This is a genomic window from Pedobacter nutrimenti (genome assembly GCF_003208655.1).
In the GTDB taxonomy this organism is placed as follows: Bacteria; Bacteroidota; Bacteroidia; order Sphingobacteriales; family Sphingobacteriaceae; genus Pedobacter; species Pedobacter nutrimenti.
Map to the genome: position 1 here is coordinate 103759 of NZ_QKLU01000004.1, position 16384 is coordinate 120142.

14 protein-coding genes are annotated in these 16384 nt (G+C 43.4%); 8 read left to right on the forward strand and 6 right to left on the reverse strand.

What is annotated here, in order from left to right:
* Positions 1 to 1002 carry a type I glyceraldehyde-3-phosphate dehydrogenase gene (gene gap / locus B0O44_RS11920; RefSeq protein WP_110830692.1) on the forward strand — a complete coding sequence of 334 codons (1002 nt, stop codon included), beginning with the start codon at positions 1 to 3 and terminating at the stop codon, positions 1000 to 1002.
* A 99-nt stretch (positions 1003 to 1101) separates the two neighbouring features.
* Here the strand turns inward: gap and B0O44_RS11925 are convergent, their stop codons facing one another.
* The 3 genes from B0O44_RS11925 to B0O44_RS11935 are packed head-to-tail and all read right to left on the reverse strand — an operon-like array spanning position 1102 to position 4433.
* The gene (locus B0O44_RS11925; protein WP_245943651.1) at positions 1102 to 2445 is read right to left on the reverse strand and encodes an ankyrin repeat domain-containing protein; all 1344 of its coding nucleotides are present in this window, start codon (positions 2443 to 2445) and stop codon (positions 1102 to 1104) included.
* Positions 2446 to 2452: 7 nt separating this feature from the next.
* Positions 2453 to 3643 carry an ankyrin repeat domain-containing protein gene (locus tag B0O44_RS11930; protein ID WP_110830696.1) on the reverse strand — a complete coding sequence of 397 codons (1191 nt, stop codon included), beginning with the start codon at positions 3641 to 3643 and terminating at the stop codon, positions 2453 to 2455.
* Positions 3644 to 3695: 52 nt separating this feature from the next.
* On the reverse strand, positions 3696 to 4433 hold the full coding sequence (locus tag B0O44_RS11935) for a class I SAM-dependent methyltransferase (RefSeq protein ID WP_211321368.1): 738 nt from the start codon (positions 4431 to 4433) through the stop codon (positions 3696 to 3698).
* Between the two features lie 89 nt (positions 4434 to 4522).
* On the opposite strand from B0O44_RS11935, the gene B0O44_RS11940 reads away from it, so the two are divergent.
* Positions 4523 to 5419 (forward strand): LysR family transcriptional regulator, encoded by an 897-nt coding sequence (locus tag B0O44_RS11940; RefSeq protein ID WP_110830698.1) that lies wholly within the window; start codon positions 4523 to 4525, stop codon positions 5417 to 5419.
* A gap of 8 nt (positions 5420 to 5427) precedes the next feature.
* Here B0O44_RS11940 and map read toward each other — a convergent pair whose 3' ends face one another.
* From map to B0O44_RS11955, 3 genes are all read right to left on the reverse strand, one after another.
* On the reverse strand, positions 5428 to 6186 hold the full coding sequence (gene map, locus B0O44_RS11945; protein WP_110830700.1) for a type I methionyl aminopeptidase: 759 nt from the start codon (positions 6184 to 6186) through the stop codon (positions 5428 to 5430).
* A gap of 58 nt (positions 6187 to 6244) precedes the next feature.
* Positions 6245 to 6649: a GreA/GreB family elongation factor gene (locus B0O44_RS11950; protein WP_110830702.1), complete on the reverse strand. Its 405-nt coding sequence runs from the start codon at positions 6647 to 6649 to the stop codon at positions 6245 to 6247.
* A gap of 461 nt (positions 6650 to 7110) precedes the next feature.
* Positions 7111 to 7584, reverse strand: coding sequence for a peroxiredoxin family protein (locus tag B0O44_RS11955; RefSeq protein WP_110830704.1), 474 nt, complete (start codon positions 7582 to 7584; stop codon positions 7111 to 7113).
* Positions 7585 to 7794: 210 nt separating this feature from the next.
* On the opposite strand from B0O44_RS11955, the gene B0O44_RS11960 reads away from it, so the two are divergent.
* The 6 genes from B0O44_RS11960 (at position 7795) to B0O44_RS11985 (ending at position 16152) form a co-directional block, all read left to right on the forward strand.
* Positions 7795 to 8157: a DUF6799 domain-containing protein gene (locus tag B0O44_RS11960; protein ID WP_146229818.1), complete on the forward strand. Its 363-nt coding sequence runs from the start codon at positions 7795 to 7797 to the stop codon at positions 8155 to 8157.
* Positions 8158 to 8307: 150 nt separating this feature from the next.
* On the forward strand, positions 8308 to 9411 hold the full coding sequence (locus B0O44_RS11965; protein ID WP_110830709.1) for a sensor histidine kinase: 1104 nt from the start codon (positions 8308 to 8310) through the stop codon (positions 9409 to 9411).
* Between the two features lie 10 nt (positions 9412 to 9421).
* Positions 9422 to 10180, forward strand: a complete 759-nt coding sequence (locus tag B0O44_RS11970; protein ID WP_110830711.1) for a LytR/AlgR family response regulator transcription factor — start codon at positions 9422 to 9424, stop codon at positions 10178 to 10180.
* A gap of 192 nt (positions 10181 to 10372) precedes the next feature.
* The gene (locus B0O44_RS11975; protein WP_110830713.1) at positions 10373 to 11563 is read left to right on the forward strand and encodes an efflux RND transporter periplasmic adaptor subunit; all 1191 of its coding nucleotides are present in this window, start codon (positions 10373 to 10375) and stop codon (positions 11561 to 11563) included.
* A 25-nt stretch (positions 11564 to 11588) separates the two neighbouring features.
* Positions 11589 to 14729 carry an efflux RND transporter permease subunit gene (locus tag B0O44_RS11980; RefSeq protein ID WP_110830715.1) on the forward strand — a complete coding sequence of 1047 codons (3141 nt, stop codon included), beginning with the start codon at positions 11589 to 11591 and terminating at the stop codon, positions 14727 to 14729.
* Positions 14730 to 14739: 10 nt separating this feature from the next.
* On the forward strand, positions 14740 to 16152 hold the full coding sequence (locus B0O44_RS11985) for an efflux transporter outer membrane subunit (RefSeq protein ID WP_110830717.1): 1413 nt from the start codon (positions 14740 to 14742) through the stop codon (positions 16150 to 16152).
* The last annotated feature ends 232 nt before the right edge of the window (positions 16153 to 16384 follow it).

Below are 16384 nucleotides of genomic sequence, written 5' to 3' on the forward strand. Positions count from 1 at the left end.
ATGAGCAAAATTGGAATAAACGGCTTTGGCCGAATTGGCAGACTGGTCTTTAGGGCTGCACTTAAAAGAGGATTAGATATTGTTGCCATCAATGACCTTGTTGAGCCAGACTATATGGCTTATATGTTAAAATATGACTCTACTCACGGACGTTTTGACGGAACCGTAGTGGTAGAAAACGGACATTTGGTTGTAAACGGAAAAACCATTCGCATTACAGCAGAAAAAGATCCGGCAAATTTAAAATGGAACGAAGTTGGCGTGGAAGTTGTTATAGAATCCACTGGTTTATTTTTGACTCAGGCGGATGCTGAGAAACATTTACAGGCCGGCGCTAAAAAAGTTGTCTTCTCTGCCCCAGCTAAGGACGATTCTATTCCTACTTATGTAATGGGAGTAAATCATCACAAATTAACAGCAGACCAGACCATCGTTTCCAATGCGTCTTGTACAACAAACTGCCTGGCTCCTATTGCAAAGGTTTTGCATGATAAATTTGGAATTATTGAAGGTTTAATGAGTACTGTACATGCGGTTACAGCAACTCAAAAAACTGTGGACGGACCTTCAGCAAAAGACTGGAGAGGTGGACGTGGGGGTTTTTCCAACATTATCCCTTCTTCTACAGGTGCAGCAAAAGCGGTGACTAAAGTAATTCCGGAGTTAAAAGGCAAATTGACAGGAATGTCTTTCCGTGTACCGGTAGCAGATGTTTCTGTCGTTGATTTAACTGTTCGCTTAGAGAAAGCGGCAACTTATGAAGAGATTAAAAAAGCCATGAAAGAAGCCTCAGAAGGCGAATTGAAAGGTGTATTAGGATATACGGAAGATCAGGTTGTATCTTCTGACTTTATCGGAGACGATCATGCATCTATTTTTGATGCGGATGCGGGTATTTCATTAAATGATCACTTCGTAAAAGTAGTTTCCTGGTATGATAACGAATGGGGCTATTCATCAGCATTAGCAAAATTCGTAGAGTACTATGGAAATTTAAAGTAAAACCCGTTCATACAGGTTTATATTTGGTTAGAAAAGGGATGTGTCTGGATGGAACATCCCTTTCTTTATTTTTAAGACCGATCAAACACTTAGCAAGAGCTATCCAGCCAGGATTTTCACCTTTTCCGCATCAAATTCCTCTTTGGACAGGATGCCGGCGTCCATCAGCTCTTTTAAATCCATTAAGGCTTGTTTTTTAGCGCCCATATCCATTGAAGTGGTATTTTGCACCTTAACCTCTTCCCTTGTCACTACCGGTTTTACTGTGGTCCCGGCAGGACCAGATCCGATCAGCAACGCCGTAATCTCATTAAAACCTTTAATATTGGAATAATCTATGGCCTTTTGCTCTTTGACATTCACGATCGTGGTGTCTGCCCCCGCTTCAAGTAAAGCTTTCAGCACATCCTTTTTACCATTGGCAGCGGCATAGTGTAATGGCGTATTGCCCGATTCATCCTGGATATCGATATCTGCCCCTTTTTCTAAAAGTAAACGAAGCATACTCAAGTGCCCGTTTTTAACAGCGACATGCAATAAACTTTCTCCGCCCGCTGTATGCCGACCGCCCAGACTGTATTCACTATCCATAGAAAGGCCGGTTGCCGTTTCCACCCAGTCCAAATAAGAACCCATGGCATCGGTCTCCCCTGAAGAAGGTTTGCTGTAATTGACATCCAGTCCGTTTTCCAGGAATAAGCTGACCATTTCCTTCTGGTTATTTGCGCAGGCATACCAGATGGCGGAAACGCCATTCTTTGCAGAAGCAAAGACATCAGCCCCCAGGTCAATAAGCAATTTTGTAATGGCCCTGTTGGTATCATAACAGGCCAGTAACAAAGCGGTTTCTCCGGCATGATTGCTATGGTTCAGATCGGCCCCATTTTCCAGGAGCAATTCAACCATAGGCATATTCTTGGAGCGAACAGCGCACAACAAGGGGCTTTCGCCCTGTTTATTTGTGGAATTGACATTTGCACCATGCTGCAGCAATAGCTGTACAACATCCTTGTTCCTGCAGGCCGCAGCTAAAAGCAGTGCTGTCTCTGCTGAATTATTTTCCAGGTCTACCTCAGCTCCCTTTTTTAACAATTCTTCTAAAATTTCCTTTTGACCAGTCTGTGCGGTGAGGTGCAGTAAACCATTCCCTTGTTTGTCGTTAATCCGGATACTTGCACCTTGCTCCAGCAAAAAGAGCGCGGTTTGTTTTTGTTTCTGCAGACAGGCAAAAAAGAGCGGTGTTTCTCCCTGATGATCTTCATGGTTCAGCTCAGCCCCTTGCGCAGCCAGCATTTTCACAATATCCAGATAACCACGGTGTGCGGCATAGTGTAATGCCGTTCTTCCGCGCTCGTCGGTATATCCAAAATCGACCTCTTTACTGGCCATTAAAATTTCCGCTATTTTCCGGTTGCCGTTTTCACAGGCGATGATAAATGACATGGACATATTATTGCTGCATTAAAAGTTCTACAGTTTTAGATTTTAGATTATCATCAGAAGCCAGATTTAAAGCCGACTGGTCTTTATCATTTTGCAGGTTCGCATCAGCACCCTGTTCCAGCAGGAATTTCGCCTTGCGGTACAATTCCTTTGCAGCTTCTTTATCATAGTTTACCTGAACTGCACAAACCTTATGCAACACGGTATTGCCCTGATCGTCCTGTCTGTTGATTTCCACATTGCCCTTTTCAACCACCGTTTTTAAAACATCAAGAGATTTTTCAGCGGCCCAGTCCAAAACAGACTTTGCTTTACCATAATGATGTGCCGTTTGATAAGGGTCTCCTCCATCTTCCAGTAACCTGGCCAGCAACTTCAATTCCGTTTCTCCGGCCCTGTTGAGCATCCGCATATACGCTGGCAACAAGGCCTCTCCTTCAGCGCTAGTTGCCTCAAAATCCACTGAACTATACCTGGCTAGTTTTTCGTAAAGTTCCAGGTTAAACTGATGCACCACGGCAGCATAAAAAGGTGATTTCCCTGCCCTGTCTGAGGCATTTGGATCTGCGCCATTTTCCAGCAGAAAATCAACATAAGGTTTTTTATTCCTGTCTATAGCCATTTGCAATGGAGTTGTACCCACAATATTCCCCTGATTTACTTCCAGCCCCTGATCAACCAGATATTTCAGGTACTCCAGACCTTTATCTATGTTTCTCAGGCTAAGGGAATGGTTGTTCACAACCTGATACAGGTAATTTTCCTCTGCATTGTTTTTGTAATCCAGGCTGCAACCAGCCTGTACCAAACATTTTATAAAACGAAGATCCGTGCCATGTTCAAGGGCAACGCCAAGCAAAGTTTGGTCTTGTACTTCACTGCTGAGGCTTTGGAGTTTGCCTGTAAATTGTTCCAGAAAAGAAAGGGAATCTTCATCAGCAGCAAGATATTTAAATAAGCTTTCAAAAATACTACCTCTAAAAGAATCGTATTCATATATGTCCCTTTCAATAAAACCGTTTTCCATTAAAAGTAAAATAAGCTCGAAGGTTTTACTGCGCACAAGACTGTCCAACACAGCTGTTCTTTCGTAATCCGATAAATTTTCCGGCAATTGATGACCACTGTTCAACAGCTCCCTGGCCTGCTCGAAATGGCCCTGTTTAAGGGCCTGTATTAAGGAAATTTCCTGCTCCATAGTTGTTTAAGATGAACGGATATCTTTTCAAAAATCCTGCCATCCTAACTCATCAGGGCATAGAAATTGGCTTTACCCCTCCAAAAGCGGCAAAACAACCGTTCTTATGTAAAACTTCTGTTTCTGTAAAACCAACCCTTTTCATCAGCTCTAACTGAAAGTTAATGGAACGGGGCGTGTCTTCTTTTTCAATATAATCAAAAACTTTTTGCTGATAATCCGCACCACCCAGTTCAATCAGGTATGCCGCATATCTTTTGTTAAACAAAGTATTCAAAGCTGCTGAATCATGAACAATCAGATCGGATATCCAAAAACTCCCTCCTGGTTTAAGCGCAAGAAATATCTTTCTAAAAACAGTTTCCCAATCGGCATCAAGCCTTAAATGATGCAGTACCGCCGCAGCCAAAACCACATCGAATTGTTGCTGCGGCAAACTTGTCTCCAGAATATCTCCCTGGACAATTTCCACCCGACCACTGGTTTGGCACCCCACCCTTGAACGGGCCCGTTCCAGCATCGGCAAACTTAAATCAATCAGGGTACAATCCAGATCGGGTATCTTTCCAAGCATGGTCAACGTATAATTCCCTGCCCCGCAACCAATATCCAATATGGCCTTTGCTTTCGGATTTAGTGAAAAAGCCGCAGCAGTAGTCAATTCCATGGTCAGTGGTGCGTCCATTGTCGTTTGTTGTCCGGTTTCCAGATTGGAGAAACGTTCCACGTCCTGGTCAAAACGGGCTCTGATCTCTGCCTGGCTAGATTTTTTCAATTCATCTGGTTTCATTTCTTTTCTTTTGATATTTCAAAACTATCCTTATTATTGATATTTTAAAAATATCAATTTTAGCAATTTACTATACCAAATAAGTATCAATGGAACTCCGGCATTTGCTTTACTTCAAAATGGTTGCAGAAGAACTTCATTTCAGAAATGCAGCCCGGAAACTTTTTATTTCCCAGCCCCCGCTCAGCAGGCAAATCCGGGAACTCGAAGAAGAACTCGGTACGCCCCTTTTTGACCGGAGTGGTAAGCGGGTTATACTTACTCCCGCAGGTCAATATTTTAAAAAAGAAACAGAAGAAATTCTGACCCGGCTGGAAGAAAGCAGGAACAGGATAAAACAAATACCTAAAAACCTTTGCGGTGAATTCAAGATTGGTTATATCAGTTCAACATATCACCCTGTCCTGATGAATACATTAAAAGAAATGCGCAATGTCTTCCCTTTTCTAAGTATAAAGCTTTACGAAGTATCCAGTCAACAACAAATAAAAGCCCTGGAAGAAGGCAAACTTGATATTGGCATTATACGCGCACCGGTTGCCTCTGTTAAACTAAAAATCGACACCCTCTATGAAGACCCCTTTCTGGTGGTTTTACCAGAAGGAAAGCAAGAGTTCAGGGACCTTGCAGCGCTTGGAAATTATCTGTCTTCCAAAGCTTTTATTTTTTTTAATAAGGATTATGCACCGCTTTATCATCAGAAGCTCCTGGAAATCTGTTCCAGGCTTGGCTTTCAGCCTGAAATTTCACATGAAGCCAATACCGTCCATTCTATCCTTCGCCTGGTGGAAAGCGGGGCAGGCATTTCTATTTTGCCCCGTTCCATTAAAGAACATTACCCCTATCTGAAGCTTAGTTATTTTGAACTCAAATCACTTCCCATCCGCACAGAAGTAGTGCTCGCTTATGGAAACACCCGTCAAGATCAGGCACTTGACTGGTTTGTCCGGGAATACAACAGTCACTTTACAAAAAAACAGGGTTAAAACCCTGTTTAAATTCCATTGGATAAGGTCAGTATTTGTGGAAGGCCATCTGTAACCAATATGGTATGTTCGTGCTGGGCCACAAAGCCTCCCTTATCCCCTTTTAATGTCCAGCCATCCTCCTGCTCTACAGCATAAGTGGAGCGGGTGGCAATAAACGTTTCAATGGCAACAGTAGAATTTTTTCTGAAACGCTCCTGATTGTATTTATCGTAACAGTTTAAAATGCTCTCCGGAGCTTCATGAAGACTTCTGCCTACGCCATGGCCCGCCAGGTTTCTGATCACTGTAAAACCCCGCTTTTTCGCTTCGGTTTCCATCAATTTACCAATATCTGCAATTCTCACTCCGCCACGGATCTGCTGAATTGCTTTATCCAGAATCGCTTTAGAAGCATCTACTAAAGCTTGATGCTGATTAACGTCTTCCCCAAGAACAAAAGAACCACCATTATCAGCCCAAAAGCCATTCAGCTCTGCAGAAACATCTATATTAATCAGGTCGCCGTTCCTTAAGATCTTCTCTTGAGAAGGAATACCATGGGCGACTTCATTATTAATACTAATACAGGTACAACCTGGAAATTCGTAAGTCAGCTTTGGGGCCGATCTTGCTCCGTAACTGGCCAAGATTTCTGCTCCAAAATCATCAAGCGCTTTTGTTGAAATTCCGGGTTTCGCGAATTCACGCATCCTGCGAAGCGTGCTGGCGACGGCCTCACTAACCTGTTGCATTCCTAAAAGCTCTTCCTGTGATGTTATTGACATAATTTAATCTTTAAATGTGCACACAAAGATACTAAACATTGAATCAATTCAATTCGCCTCAGGCCACCTCGTTTTTTTCCGGAGCAACCTGTCCAACCTTAACCACTTCAAACTTTTTCACACCATTTGGCATTTCCCAGTCCACCAGGGCACCACTTGTATAACCGAGTAGAGCAATCCCGATCGGAGCCAGCACAGAAAGTTTATTTAATTTCATATTGGCCTGTTCGGGAGCCACCAGATGAAAAGTAAACTCTTGTTTGCTTTCCACATCCCTTATGGTGACCAATGCATCTATAACAATGGCATCCTCAGGAAGGTCTTGCTTTGAGACAACCTTCGCTGTTTTTAATTCATTATGCAGTTTGTTCTTGTTAAAATCTGACAATCTGCTGCTCAGTTTTAAATGATTTAATAACAAATCATACTCTTTTTTGGTAATCACCAATTGTTCTGTTTTCATAAAAATGTATTTAATTATTAAGACGACTCCGCTCTACTTTTTTTCCTGTATGGAATCAAAAACCTGCTGTAGTTGATGTTAAATTCTTTTAGATTCCGAAAGTAAAGCCAAGCTGGAAACGGATCAAAATTTTTGATTTTAAACCATTCCTTAAACCTTATTCTGAATTTCAAGTATTTGCCCCAAACCTGAAGCGATACCGGTTGGGGCTTAGATTAGAAAGTCCTTGCTGTTTGTACGGGATGAAAACCCGAAAGAAGTATGGAAACAATTAATTTTATGATAAGAAGCGCCCATGCTCTGCAACCTGCTCGCAAAACACAATAACCCTTTTACATAAAATCTTCTTGAATTTTCCATGATCATTATTTACCTGCTGTCTGAACAGCCGGCTTAGAGGTAAAGGTAGAAGAAAATTTACAGAATCACAAGTTAAAAGCCTTTCTGCTTTTACATCCGGACTAAAATTTATTGAAGATCTCGTTCACCTCAATTTCTCCCGATGTATAAAACTTCAGCTTCTTGTTTGCTGCATATACATATACAGAAGGGTATTTAGAGGGCTTAAACAATGGAATAAATATGTGGTCTTTATCCTGTAGCAGGGTAACATTCTTTAGACCGGTTAATGCTTTACCATAGTGCTCCATAAAGTAATCTATCGTCCTGAATTCATCCAGGGATACCAGATAAACGTTCACCTTAGACAATTCTTTTACTTTTTTAGACAAGGCAGAGACCACTTTTTGACAATGCGGACAGGTGGCATCAAAAAACACGATCAGTGAACCCTTTCCTCCAGGGACCTGTTGTTTGGTAAAACCAGCACCACCAGCCGTATAAAATTTAAAATCCGGCATGGAAGGCGAAACATCCTGTGCCTTTGCACTGTATACAAACAAAAGGAAAACAACTGCAGAAATTAAGTTTTTCATAAAGTACGCATTGAAATTACAGCAGTAAATATCGGATTCTAAAACCGATTATCAAACCCCTTCACCTAAGGATCATTTTTAAAACCTATTTGAACTGCAATTGTTTATTAAATAAAAATAATATTCTTATATAATTCAAATACACAAAACATTACCCAAGCACAAACAAAACAAATGGAGTTAGGTCTCCGACACTTAAATGATTAAATTATGAAAAAATTACTTTTCGCATTTACAGCATTTCTAATGCTGGGCTGCAGCGCAGTGATGGCGCAGGACACAACCATGAAAAGCAAAATGCACCACCAGAAAATGAACAAAATGCATGACCACATTATGATGAAGGACGGAAAAATGTGGGTTATGAAAGATGGTAAACATTCCGAAATGACCGAAACTATGACCCTTAAAAATGGCACGATGGTCATGACTGATGGTACAGTTAAAACTGCGGACGGAAAAACCACCATGATGAAAAATGGCAGCAGCATCAATATGCAGGGCAAAATGATGACCAAGAAAATGAAAATGATGAAAAGAACCATGAAAAAAGACAGTACGATGGTACATTAAACCTGATCACCTAAAAGATCCATCACCGGGTCTTTTAGGTTTTCATCTCTAACCGGAACTGCAATAATTCATGCTGAGCAATCAAAAAGGCTTGCTCAATAGTTATAAAGAATCCTGATCTTTGAATATTGTTAAACCCGAATTGACTTTATGCCAGGATACAGTTTTCTAAAGATCCTCAACCGATACCGATATTTCAGGCTTTTTGCCATTCTTCTGGTCTTTATAGTACTGTACCTGCTTAACTTTCTGATCAATCCTTTCAGTGCCTACTGGAAAGATTACTTTGACAAAGACATTTGGGTGAACGCCACAGACTGGATGGCTACATTGGTTTTTTGTGCCCTGATCTGTGAGGCGAGTGTATTTGCAGCCAGGATCCTGGACAAAAGGCTGCCCTGGACTGAATCCCCTTTTAAACGCTTCGCCCTGCAAATCACCGTTCAGATCCTGATGGTGGTGATTATTATATATGGCATATTCAGCATTTGTTCCATTTTTTTTACCGACAACAAAACGCTCTCCCTGGAAGAACAGCTGGACATCTGGCAGTTCATTTATGTTTGTATATTGGTTTCTATTCTCATTAGTGCCACTCATACCGGAAACTTTTTACTGGTCAAATGGAAAAACTCCATGCTGGAGGCCTCTGCCCTGAAGTTGAAAACAGCTGAACTTAAAGAAATTGCCATGCAGGCAGAACTTCAATCGTTGAAATTGCAGCTGGATCCCCACTTTATGTTCAATAATTTCAGTACCCTTTCAGAACTGATTTCCGAAGATCAGGGCAAAGCCAGTCTTTTTTTGGAAAACCTGTCCAGGGTATACCGGTATATGATTGTCAACCTTCATAAAAACATCATCTCTCTTGAAGAAGAACTGAAATTCGTTCAATCCTATATTTATCTCATTAAAATCAGGCACGGGGAGAACCTCCATATCCAGATTGATATTCCTGCTTCCGGTTATGAGAAAGGCATCCCTCCTATTACCCTGCAACTCCTGATTGAAAATGCGATTAAACACAACATGGCCACCAGGAAAAGTCCTTTAAGGATTCATATCTATATGGAAGAAGAAGAACATCTGATCATCAGAAATAACCTGCAAAAAATTTCTTATATTCTCCCGACCACACAGCTGGGTTTAAAAAACATAGAAAGCAGATACAAGATCCTGTCTAAAAAAATTCCGTTGATCCAGAAAGACGAAACAGACTTCACTGTCTATTTACCCCTTTTATCCATAGTATAAAACAGGCGCCATGAACATACTGATCATTGAAGATGAAAAACCAAATGCCAACCGCCTGGTCAAGCTGCTTGCAGAACTCAGACCTGAAGCCCGGATCACTGCCATCATTGACACTGTTCAGGAGAGCATCACTTACCTTAGTACAAAACCGTCCCTGGATATTATTATGATGGACATCAGACTGGCCGACGGGATCTCCTTTGAAATATTTACAAAAACCAATGTTAACTGTCCTGTTATTTTTACCACAGCTTATGACGAATATGCACTTCGCGCATTTAAAGTCAACAGCCTCGATTATCTCCTTAAACCAATAGAGCAGCAGGAACTTGGTGAAGCACTCGAAAAATTTGACCGCACAAGGCTCAACAGCAACCCCAGTCAGGCAGTAAATGACCTGATGGAATTCATGAAATCCCAAACCACCACCTACAGAACCAGATTTCTATTGCCCTACAGGGATGGTTACAAGACCATCAGGACTTCTGATGTGGGCTTCTTCTATTCAGAATTTAAAATTACACACCTGGTCCTGGATAACGGTCACGAAGAGTGCCTTCCATTTACACTCGAAGAACTCGAAGAGCAATTGGATCCCAATTTATTTTTCCGGGCCAACCGTCAGCACCTGATCTGTGTAAACAGTATCCAAAGTATACACAATGACGTTAATGGGAAACTCAGAGTGATTTTAAAAACCAGCCTTCCCAAAGAGATTATCATTAGTAAGGAAAAAGCCGGGCTTTTTAAAAGCTGGCTGGACCGGTAAACCGCGTCCCTGTACAGAAAACAAGTTCAAACACTTATCACCAAGATTCACAACTGCTTTTAAATTTGAGTTGTATATTTTTCTGTTTCAGCACTCAATATGTCTAGTTGGGTAAAATAGCCCGCATAATGCCTTAAATGCTTATTATTTTAGTACTTCTATTTACAATATATAAGCTAAACATTAAGTCAAATGCTTTTTTCGAAACCCAACCCAACACCCTTGCAATTACGCTCCGTTTTTCTTCTTGCTGCCACCCTTTTTTTATTTTCTGGCTGTGGTTCTTCGGATAAGCCCGCTGACCCTGCTGCTGCGCAAGCTGCAGCCCCGCCACCAGTTATACCTGTGCTGGCTGTGGCAGAAAAAGAAGCCACAACGTATACAGATTACACCGGTGCCATTGAAGGCAAGGTCAATGTCGACATCCGTCCGCAGGTAGATGGTTACCTGGACAAAATCTTTGTAGATGAAGGTGCAACCGTCAAAGCGGGACAAGCCTTGTTCAAAATTAATGACAGGGTTTACCAGGAGCAGCTCAATACTGCCCTGGCTGCCAGACAATCGGCCGAAGCCGGATTAAAGACCGCTGAAATTGAGGTGGCCAAGATTACGCCCCTGGTCCAGAATAAAGTGGTGTCTGAGGTACAGTTAAAAACTGCTCAGGCCGCCTACAACCAAGCCAAGGCAGCTGTTGCCCAGGCTCAGTCCAGCATTGCATCGGCAAAAATAAATATCGGTTTTTCCCTGATTAAAGCACCTATTAACGGAACCATAGGGCGGATCCCTAAAAGGATCGGCAACCTGGTGGGCAAAGCAGATACCGAGCCGATGACAACCTTGTCCGATACCCGGGAAGTATATGTCTATTTCTCTATGAGCGAGCCCGATTTTCTGCGCTTTAATGCTTCGGCAAAAGGCGGCTCATCGGCACAAAAACTACAGCAACTTCCACAGGTAAGCCTTATCCTGGCAGACGGCACAACCTACAGGCATAAAGGCCGGATCCAGTTAATGGACGGAAAGTTTGACAAAAACACAGGCTCCATTTCATTCAGGGCCATATTTCCTAATCCTGAAGCTTTACTACGTTCGGGAAATACTGGAAACATCCGCTTGCAGCAGGACCATCAGAAAGCTTTGCTTGTTCCAATGGCCGCTACAATGGACATTCAGGATAAAACCTTTGTGTATGTATTGAAAGCCGATCAGAAACTCGCCCGTCGCGCAATTGTTACCGCTGGCAAAAGCGGCAACAATTACCTGGTCAAAGCAGGACTTAAAGCAGGCGAAAAAATTGTGTATTCGGGTCTGGACGGACTGGCAGAAGACACAAAGATCAAAGCCCAGTCTCTGAATGCGGACAGCGTGTACCGTGCCCAGTAATTATTCATTATTTAGTTAAGACATCATGCTTCAAAAAATTATAAAAAGACCTGTACTTGCTACGGTGATCTCCATCCTGCTGGTTTTGCTGGGGATTGTCGGGCTGACCCGTCTGCCCATTACCCAATTTCCGGAAATTGCCCCGACAACGGTCAGCGTATCGGGTGTTTATCCCGGAGGAAACAGTGAGGCGGTGATCCGCTCGGTCATTACCCCCCTGGAAGAATCCATTAATGGGGTTGAAAACATGGACTATATGAAGTCCACAGCCAGTAACGATGGTTCATTCGCCATTACCATAGTTTTTAAACAGGGAACAGATCCTGATCAGGCTTCTGTAAATGTTCAGAACCGGGTGGCCCAGATCAACAGCCAGTTGCCATCGGAGGTATTACAGGCAGGGATCAGTACCTCCAAACAGCAAAACAGTACCGTCATGTACCTGAACGTTTACAGTGAGGACAACCAGAAATACGACGAGACTTTTCTGCAAAACTATGTAAAGATCAACCTGGTACCCGAAATAAAAAGGATCCAGGGTGTTGGAAATGTGCAGCTTTTTGGCTCCAAAGATTATTCCATGCGGGTATGGCTGGACCCACAAAAAATGAACGCCAATAACCTGAGCCCGCGTGACATTACGGCCGCTATTGCCGATCAGAGTCTGGAAACCGCTCCCGGAAAATTCGGCGACGAATCTGACGCCGCTATTGTTTACGTGGTTAAATATAAAGGAAAACTCAACCTGCCCCAACAATATGAAAATATCGTCGTCAAATCCGGCGCAGATGGTTCCACACTGCGCCTGAAGGATGTGGCGCGGATTGAATTCGGATCGGCCAGCTACAGCAGTGATACCAAGGCCAATGGCAAAGATGCAGTGACCCTGGGCATCCTGCAATCGAGTGGTTCCAATGCCAATGAAATTGAAATTGCAGTTAGAGAATCCCTGAAAAAAGCAGAAAAATTATTTCCAAAAGGAATTAAATACGACATCATACAAAGTACCAAAGAGCGCCTGGACGAGTCCATTACCCAGGTAAAGGAAACCCTTTTTGAAGCCTTTATCCTGGTATTCATTGTCGTTTTTATTTTCCTTCAGGATTTCAGGTCTACACTCATCCCCGCCATTGCCGTTCCCGTGGCCATTATTGGTACCTTCTTTTTTCTCCAGCTCATTGGTTTTACCATTAACGTACTGACCTTATTTGCCCTGGTGCTGGCCATTGGAATTGTGGTCGATGATGCCATTGTAGTGGTTGAAGCTGTTCACAGCAAAATGGAAGGCTCCCACCTAAGTGCCAGGGAGGCGACCTATTCGGCTATGTCCGAGATCACAGGTGCCATTGTATCCATTACATTGGTGATGTCTGCCGTGTTTTTCCCGGTTGGATTTATGCAGGGTTCTTCCGGTGTATTTTATCAGCAATTCGCCTTTACACTGGCCATTGCCATCCTGATCTCTGCAGTGAATGCCCTTACTCTGAGCCCGGCATTATGCGCGCTGTTTCTCAAGAACGACCATGCAGATAAAGCTACCGGCAGAAAAGGGTTCTCCAAGCGTTTCTTTACTGCTTTTAATATTGGTTTTGAGAAAATGACCGATAAATATGTTGGAAGCATCCGGAAACTGATCAGATTCAAATGGATAAGTGTGGCAGGACTTGCGCTGGTTGCCGCCATTGCCTTTTGGTTTATGACGACCGCACCAAAAGAATTTGTACCGATGGAAGATGATAATTTCATGATCTACTCTTTGTCCATGCCATCAGGTACGGGTTTAAAAAGGACGACAGAATTTATCCACAGGGCAGATTCTGCCATCCGTAAATCCGAAGCCATCGAAAGCATCACCAGTATTTCGGGTTACAACATCCTGAGCAACTCGGCAAGTCCGGCCTATGGCCTTGGGTTTATTAAACTCAAATCCCCTAAAAAAAGGGGTGCCATACAAAATATAGACGAGGTACAGGCCCAGGTGAACCAGAACCTTTCGGGATTAAAAGAAGGTACCATCAGCACTTTCCGTTTCCCGCCTGTTCAGGGTTATGGCAGTGTGGGCGGTACAGAACTTATTTTACAGGACCGGACCGGCGGGAGCCTAGAAAAGTTCAGCCAGGTGGCCAATAAAATTATCGGAGAGTTGTTTCAACAACCGGGTATTGCCGTTGCCTTTACCATGTTTAAGGCCGATTATCCGCAATTTGAACTTGAAGTTAACGAGGCCAAGGCCAAGCAACTGGGCGTGAGCATTAGTGAACTGCTTAATACCGTTCAGATTTATTATGGGGGTACCCAGGCCGCAGACTTTAACCGTTTCGGAAAATACTATCGTGTAAATGTTAAGGCCGACGGAATTTTCAGAACGGACCCCGAGTCGCTTTCATTGGTCTTTGTTAAAAACGGACAGGGTAAAATGGTACCGGTGAATGAACTGGTGGCCATCAAAAAAGTATACGGACCAGAATCAGTGGACCGTTATAACCTTTTCAATTCCATTACCATTAACATTGCCAATAAGCCTGGCTTTAGTAACGGACAGGTGATGGACGGCATAGAAAAATTACTCGACAAGAAACTGCCTACCGGTTACAGCTACGAATGGAGCGGTTTATCCAGGGAAGAAAAATCTTCGGGAAAACAAACTGTATTTATCTTTGGGCTGAGCTTGTTGTTCGTGTACTTTCTGCTTGCGGCACAATACGAAAGTTACCTCTTGCCTTTTGCCGTAATGCTTTCCATTCCAACTGGTTTACTAGGTGTCTTTCTGGCCATTAAATTCGCGGGCATCAACAACAACATTTACGTACAGATCGGTTTGATTATGCTCATCGGTTTGCTGGCCAAAAACGCCATTCTGATCATAGAGTTTGCCCTTCAGCGCCGTAAAGAAGGCATGCCGTTGGTTGATGCAGCAGTTGAAGGAGCAAAACAACGTTTAAGGCCTATTCTGATGACCTCTCTGGCTTTTGTAGCCGGAATGATCCCACTGATGCTTGCAGGCGGTGGAAGTGCAATGGGTAACCGTTCCATCAGTACCGGTGCAGCCGGGGGAATGCTTTCGGGCGTTATACTTGGGGTATTTATCATCCCGGTATTGTTTGTCATTTTCCAGTACCTGCAGGAAAAAATAACCGGAAAACCAGAACCGGATTCAGAAAATTAAATACAAAAAGATGAAGTCAATTCATAAACTATATATCGTTCCACTTGCCTTAAGCCTTTTGGTTTCCTGTAAAATAGGCAAGAATTATACAAGACCTGCCACCACCCTTCCGGAAAATTACCGGAACGGGGCGGCTGCAGACAGCAGCAGTATGGCCAGCCTGTCGGCAAAAGAATTTTTTAATGATCCGGCACTCCAAAGTCTGATTGACAGTGCCAGGATAAAAAACTTTGACCTTTTGATTGCCTTTAAAAATATTGAGGCCGCAGGACAAACGTTAAAACAGGCCAAGGTCAACTTTTTACCAGACCTAAGTGCCGGCGTACAGGCCAACCGAAACAGGCCTTCTAACAATAGTCTGAACGGAATTTCAACCAGTCAGTTCCTGGGCTCCAAATCGGTAGACGACTACAATGCCAGTCTGAACCTGTCCTGGGAAATTGATATTTGGGGCAAACTGAGAAGATTAAAAGGCCAGGCCTTTGCAGAATACCTGCAAAGTACCGAAGCGGCGAAAGTAATCCGTACCCAACTGAGTTCCAGTATCGCCCAGGGTTATTACAACTTGCTGATGCTGGATGCGCAGTTGAAAATTGCTAAAAAAACCCTGGCCCTTAACGACAGCACCCTGAACATCATCCGCTTGCAATGGGATGCGGGACAGGTTACTGCCCTTGGGGTACAACAGGCAGAAGCCCAAAAACAGGCCTCCCAACTATTGGTCCCACAAATTGAGCAAGGCATTACAGTTCAGGAAAATGCCCTGAGCCTGCTCTGCGGAACCCTTCCGGCAAATATTCAACGCAGTAAAGACATTAATGAGGTCCGTTTTACTTCCATGCCCGCTACAGGTTATCCCGTTGCATTGCTCCAGAATCGCCCAGATGTAAGGGCCAGTGAATATGCTTTACGGGCCGCCAATGAAAAAACAGGCGCTGCACAGGCCAGCATGTACCCAAGTTTAACTTTAACAGCAACCGGGGGACTAAATTCCTTTAAATCCAGCAACTGGTTTAACATTCCGGGTTCTTTATTTGGAACCGTTGCCGGAGGCCTGGCCCAACCCATATTTAACAGAAGACAGTTAAAAACACAATATGAACTGGCGAAAATAGAAAGGGAAAAATCGGTGCTGCAGTTCAGGCAATCCGTGCTGACAGCAGTGACTGAAGTTTCGGATGCCCTGATCAAAACACAAAAACTTAAGGAACAGGTCAATATTGCCCAGAGTAGGGTAAAAACCCTTAGGTTGGCCATCCGCAACGCCGGGCAGCTGTACAGCAGCGGCATGGCGACCTATCTGGAGGTCATTACTGCGCAAGGGAACCTGCTGCAAAGTGAACTGGAACTGGCAGACCTGCAACGTCAGGAACTCTTTGCTTCAGTTGACCTGTACAAAGCACTTGGAGGAGGTAATTTGTAAAAAAGCTGTTTAAGATGAAAGCCATAATTTAGACCGCATTAAGTATCCTGGCAAAATGCCCGATAACAAGCCAGATCATACACCACACACGGAGACTATTTCCGTACTAAATTTTTAGCCAAATACGGATAGAGCTGTACAGGGACCCAGCTGCTCCGCAGGAGCCTGATCAGGGGCCAGCCCCGGAATAGCTCTATCCGATTTGGCAAACTTAATTCCTAGAATTCACCAT

What these genes read in the sequence shown, in the direction of transcription:
- gap (WP_110830692.1), top strand. Translation starts at nt 1, where the DNA reads ATGAGCAAAATTGGAATAAACGGCTTTGGCCGAATTGGCAGACTGGTC.
- B0O44_RS11925 (WP_245943651.1), bottom strand. Translation starts at nt 2,445, where the DNA reads ATGTCATTTATCATCGCCTGTGAAAACGGCAACCGGAAAATAGCGGAA.
- B0O44_RS11930 (WP_110830696.1), bottom strand. Translation starts at nt 3,643, where the DNA reads ATGGAGCAGGAAATTTCCTTAATACAGGCCCTTAAACAGGGCCATTTC.
- B0O44_RS11935 (WP_211321368.1), bottom strand. Translation starts at nt 4,433, where the DNA reads ATGAAACCAGATGAATTGAAAAAATCTAGCCAGGCAGAGATCAGAGCC.
- B0O44_RS11940 (WP_110830698.1), top strand. Translation starts at nt 4,523, where the DNA reads ATGGAACTCCGGCATTTGCTTTACTTCAAAATGGTTGCAGAAGAACTT.
- map (WP_110830700.1), bottom strand. Translation starts at nt 6,186, where the DNA reads ATGTCAATAACATCACAGGAAGAGCTTTTAGGAATGCAACAGGTTAGT.
- B0O44_RS11950 (WP_110830702.1), bottom strand. Translation starts at nt 6,649, where the DNA reads ATGAAAACAGAACAATTGGTGATTACCAAAAAAGAGTATGATTTGTTA.
- B0O44_RS11955 (WP_110830704.1), bottom strand. Translation starts at nt 7,584, where the DNA reads ATGAAAAACTTAATTTCTGCAGTTGTTTTCCTTTTGTTTGTATACAGT.
- B0O44_RS11960 (WP_146229818.1), top strand. Translation starts at nt 7,795, where the DNA reads ATGAAAAAATTACTTTTCGCATTTACAGCATTTCTAATGCTGGGCTGC.
- B0O44_RS11965 (WP_110830709.1), top strand. Translation starts at nt 8,308, where the DNA reads ATGCCAGGATACAGTTTTCTAAAGATCCTCAACCGATACCGATATTTC.
- B0O44_RS11970 (WP_110830711.1), top strand. Translation starts at nt 9,422, where the DNA reads ATGAACATACTGATCATTGAAGATGAAAAACCAAATGCCAACCGCCTG.
- B0O44_RS11975 (WP_110830713.1), top strand. Translation starts at nt 10,373, where the DNA reads ATGCTTTTTTCGAAACCCAACCCAACACCCTTGCAATTACGCTCCGTT.
- B0O44_RS11980 (WP_110830715.1), top strand. Translation starts at nt 11,589, where the DNA reads ATGCTTCAAAAAATTATAAAAAGACCTGTACTTGCTACGGTGATCTCC.
- B0O44_RS11985 (WP_110830717.1), top strand. Translation starts at nt 14,740, where the DNA reads ATGAAGTCAATTCATAAACTATATATCGTTCCACTTGCCTTAAGCCTT.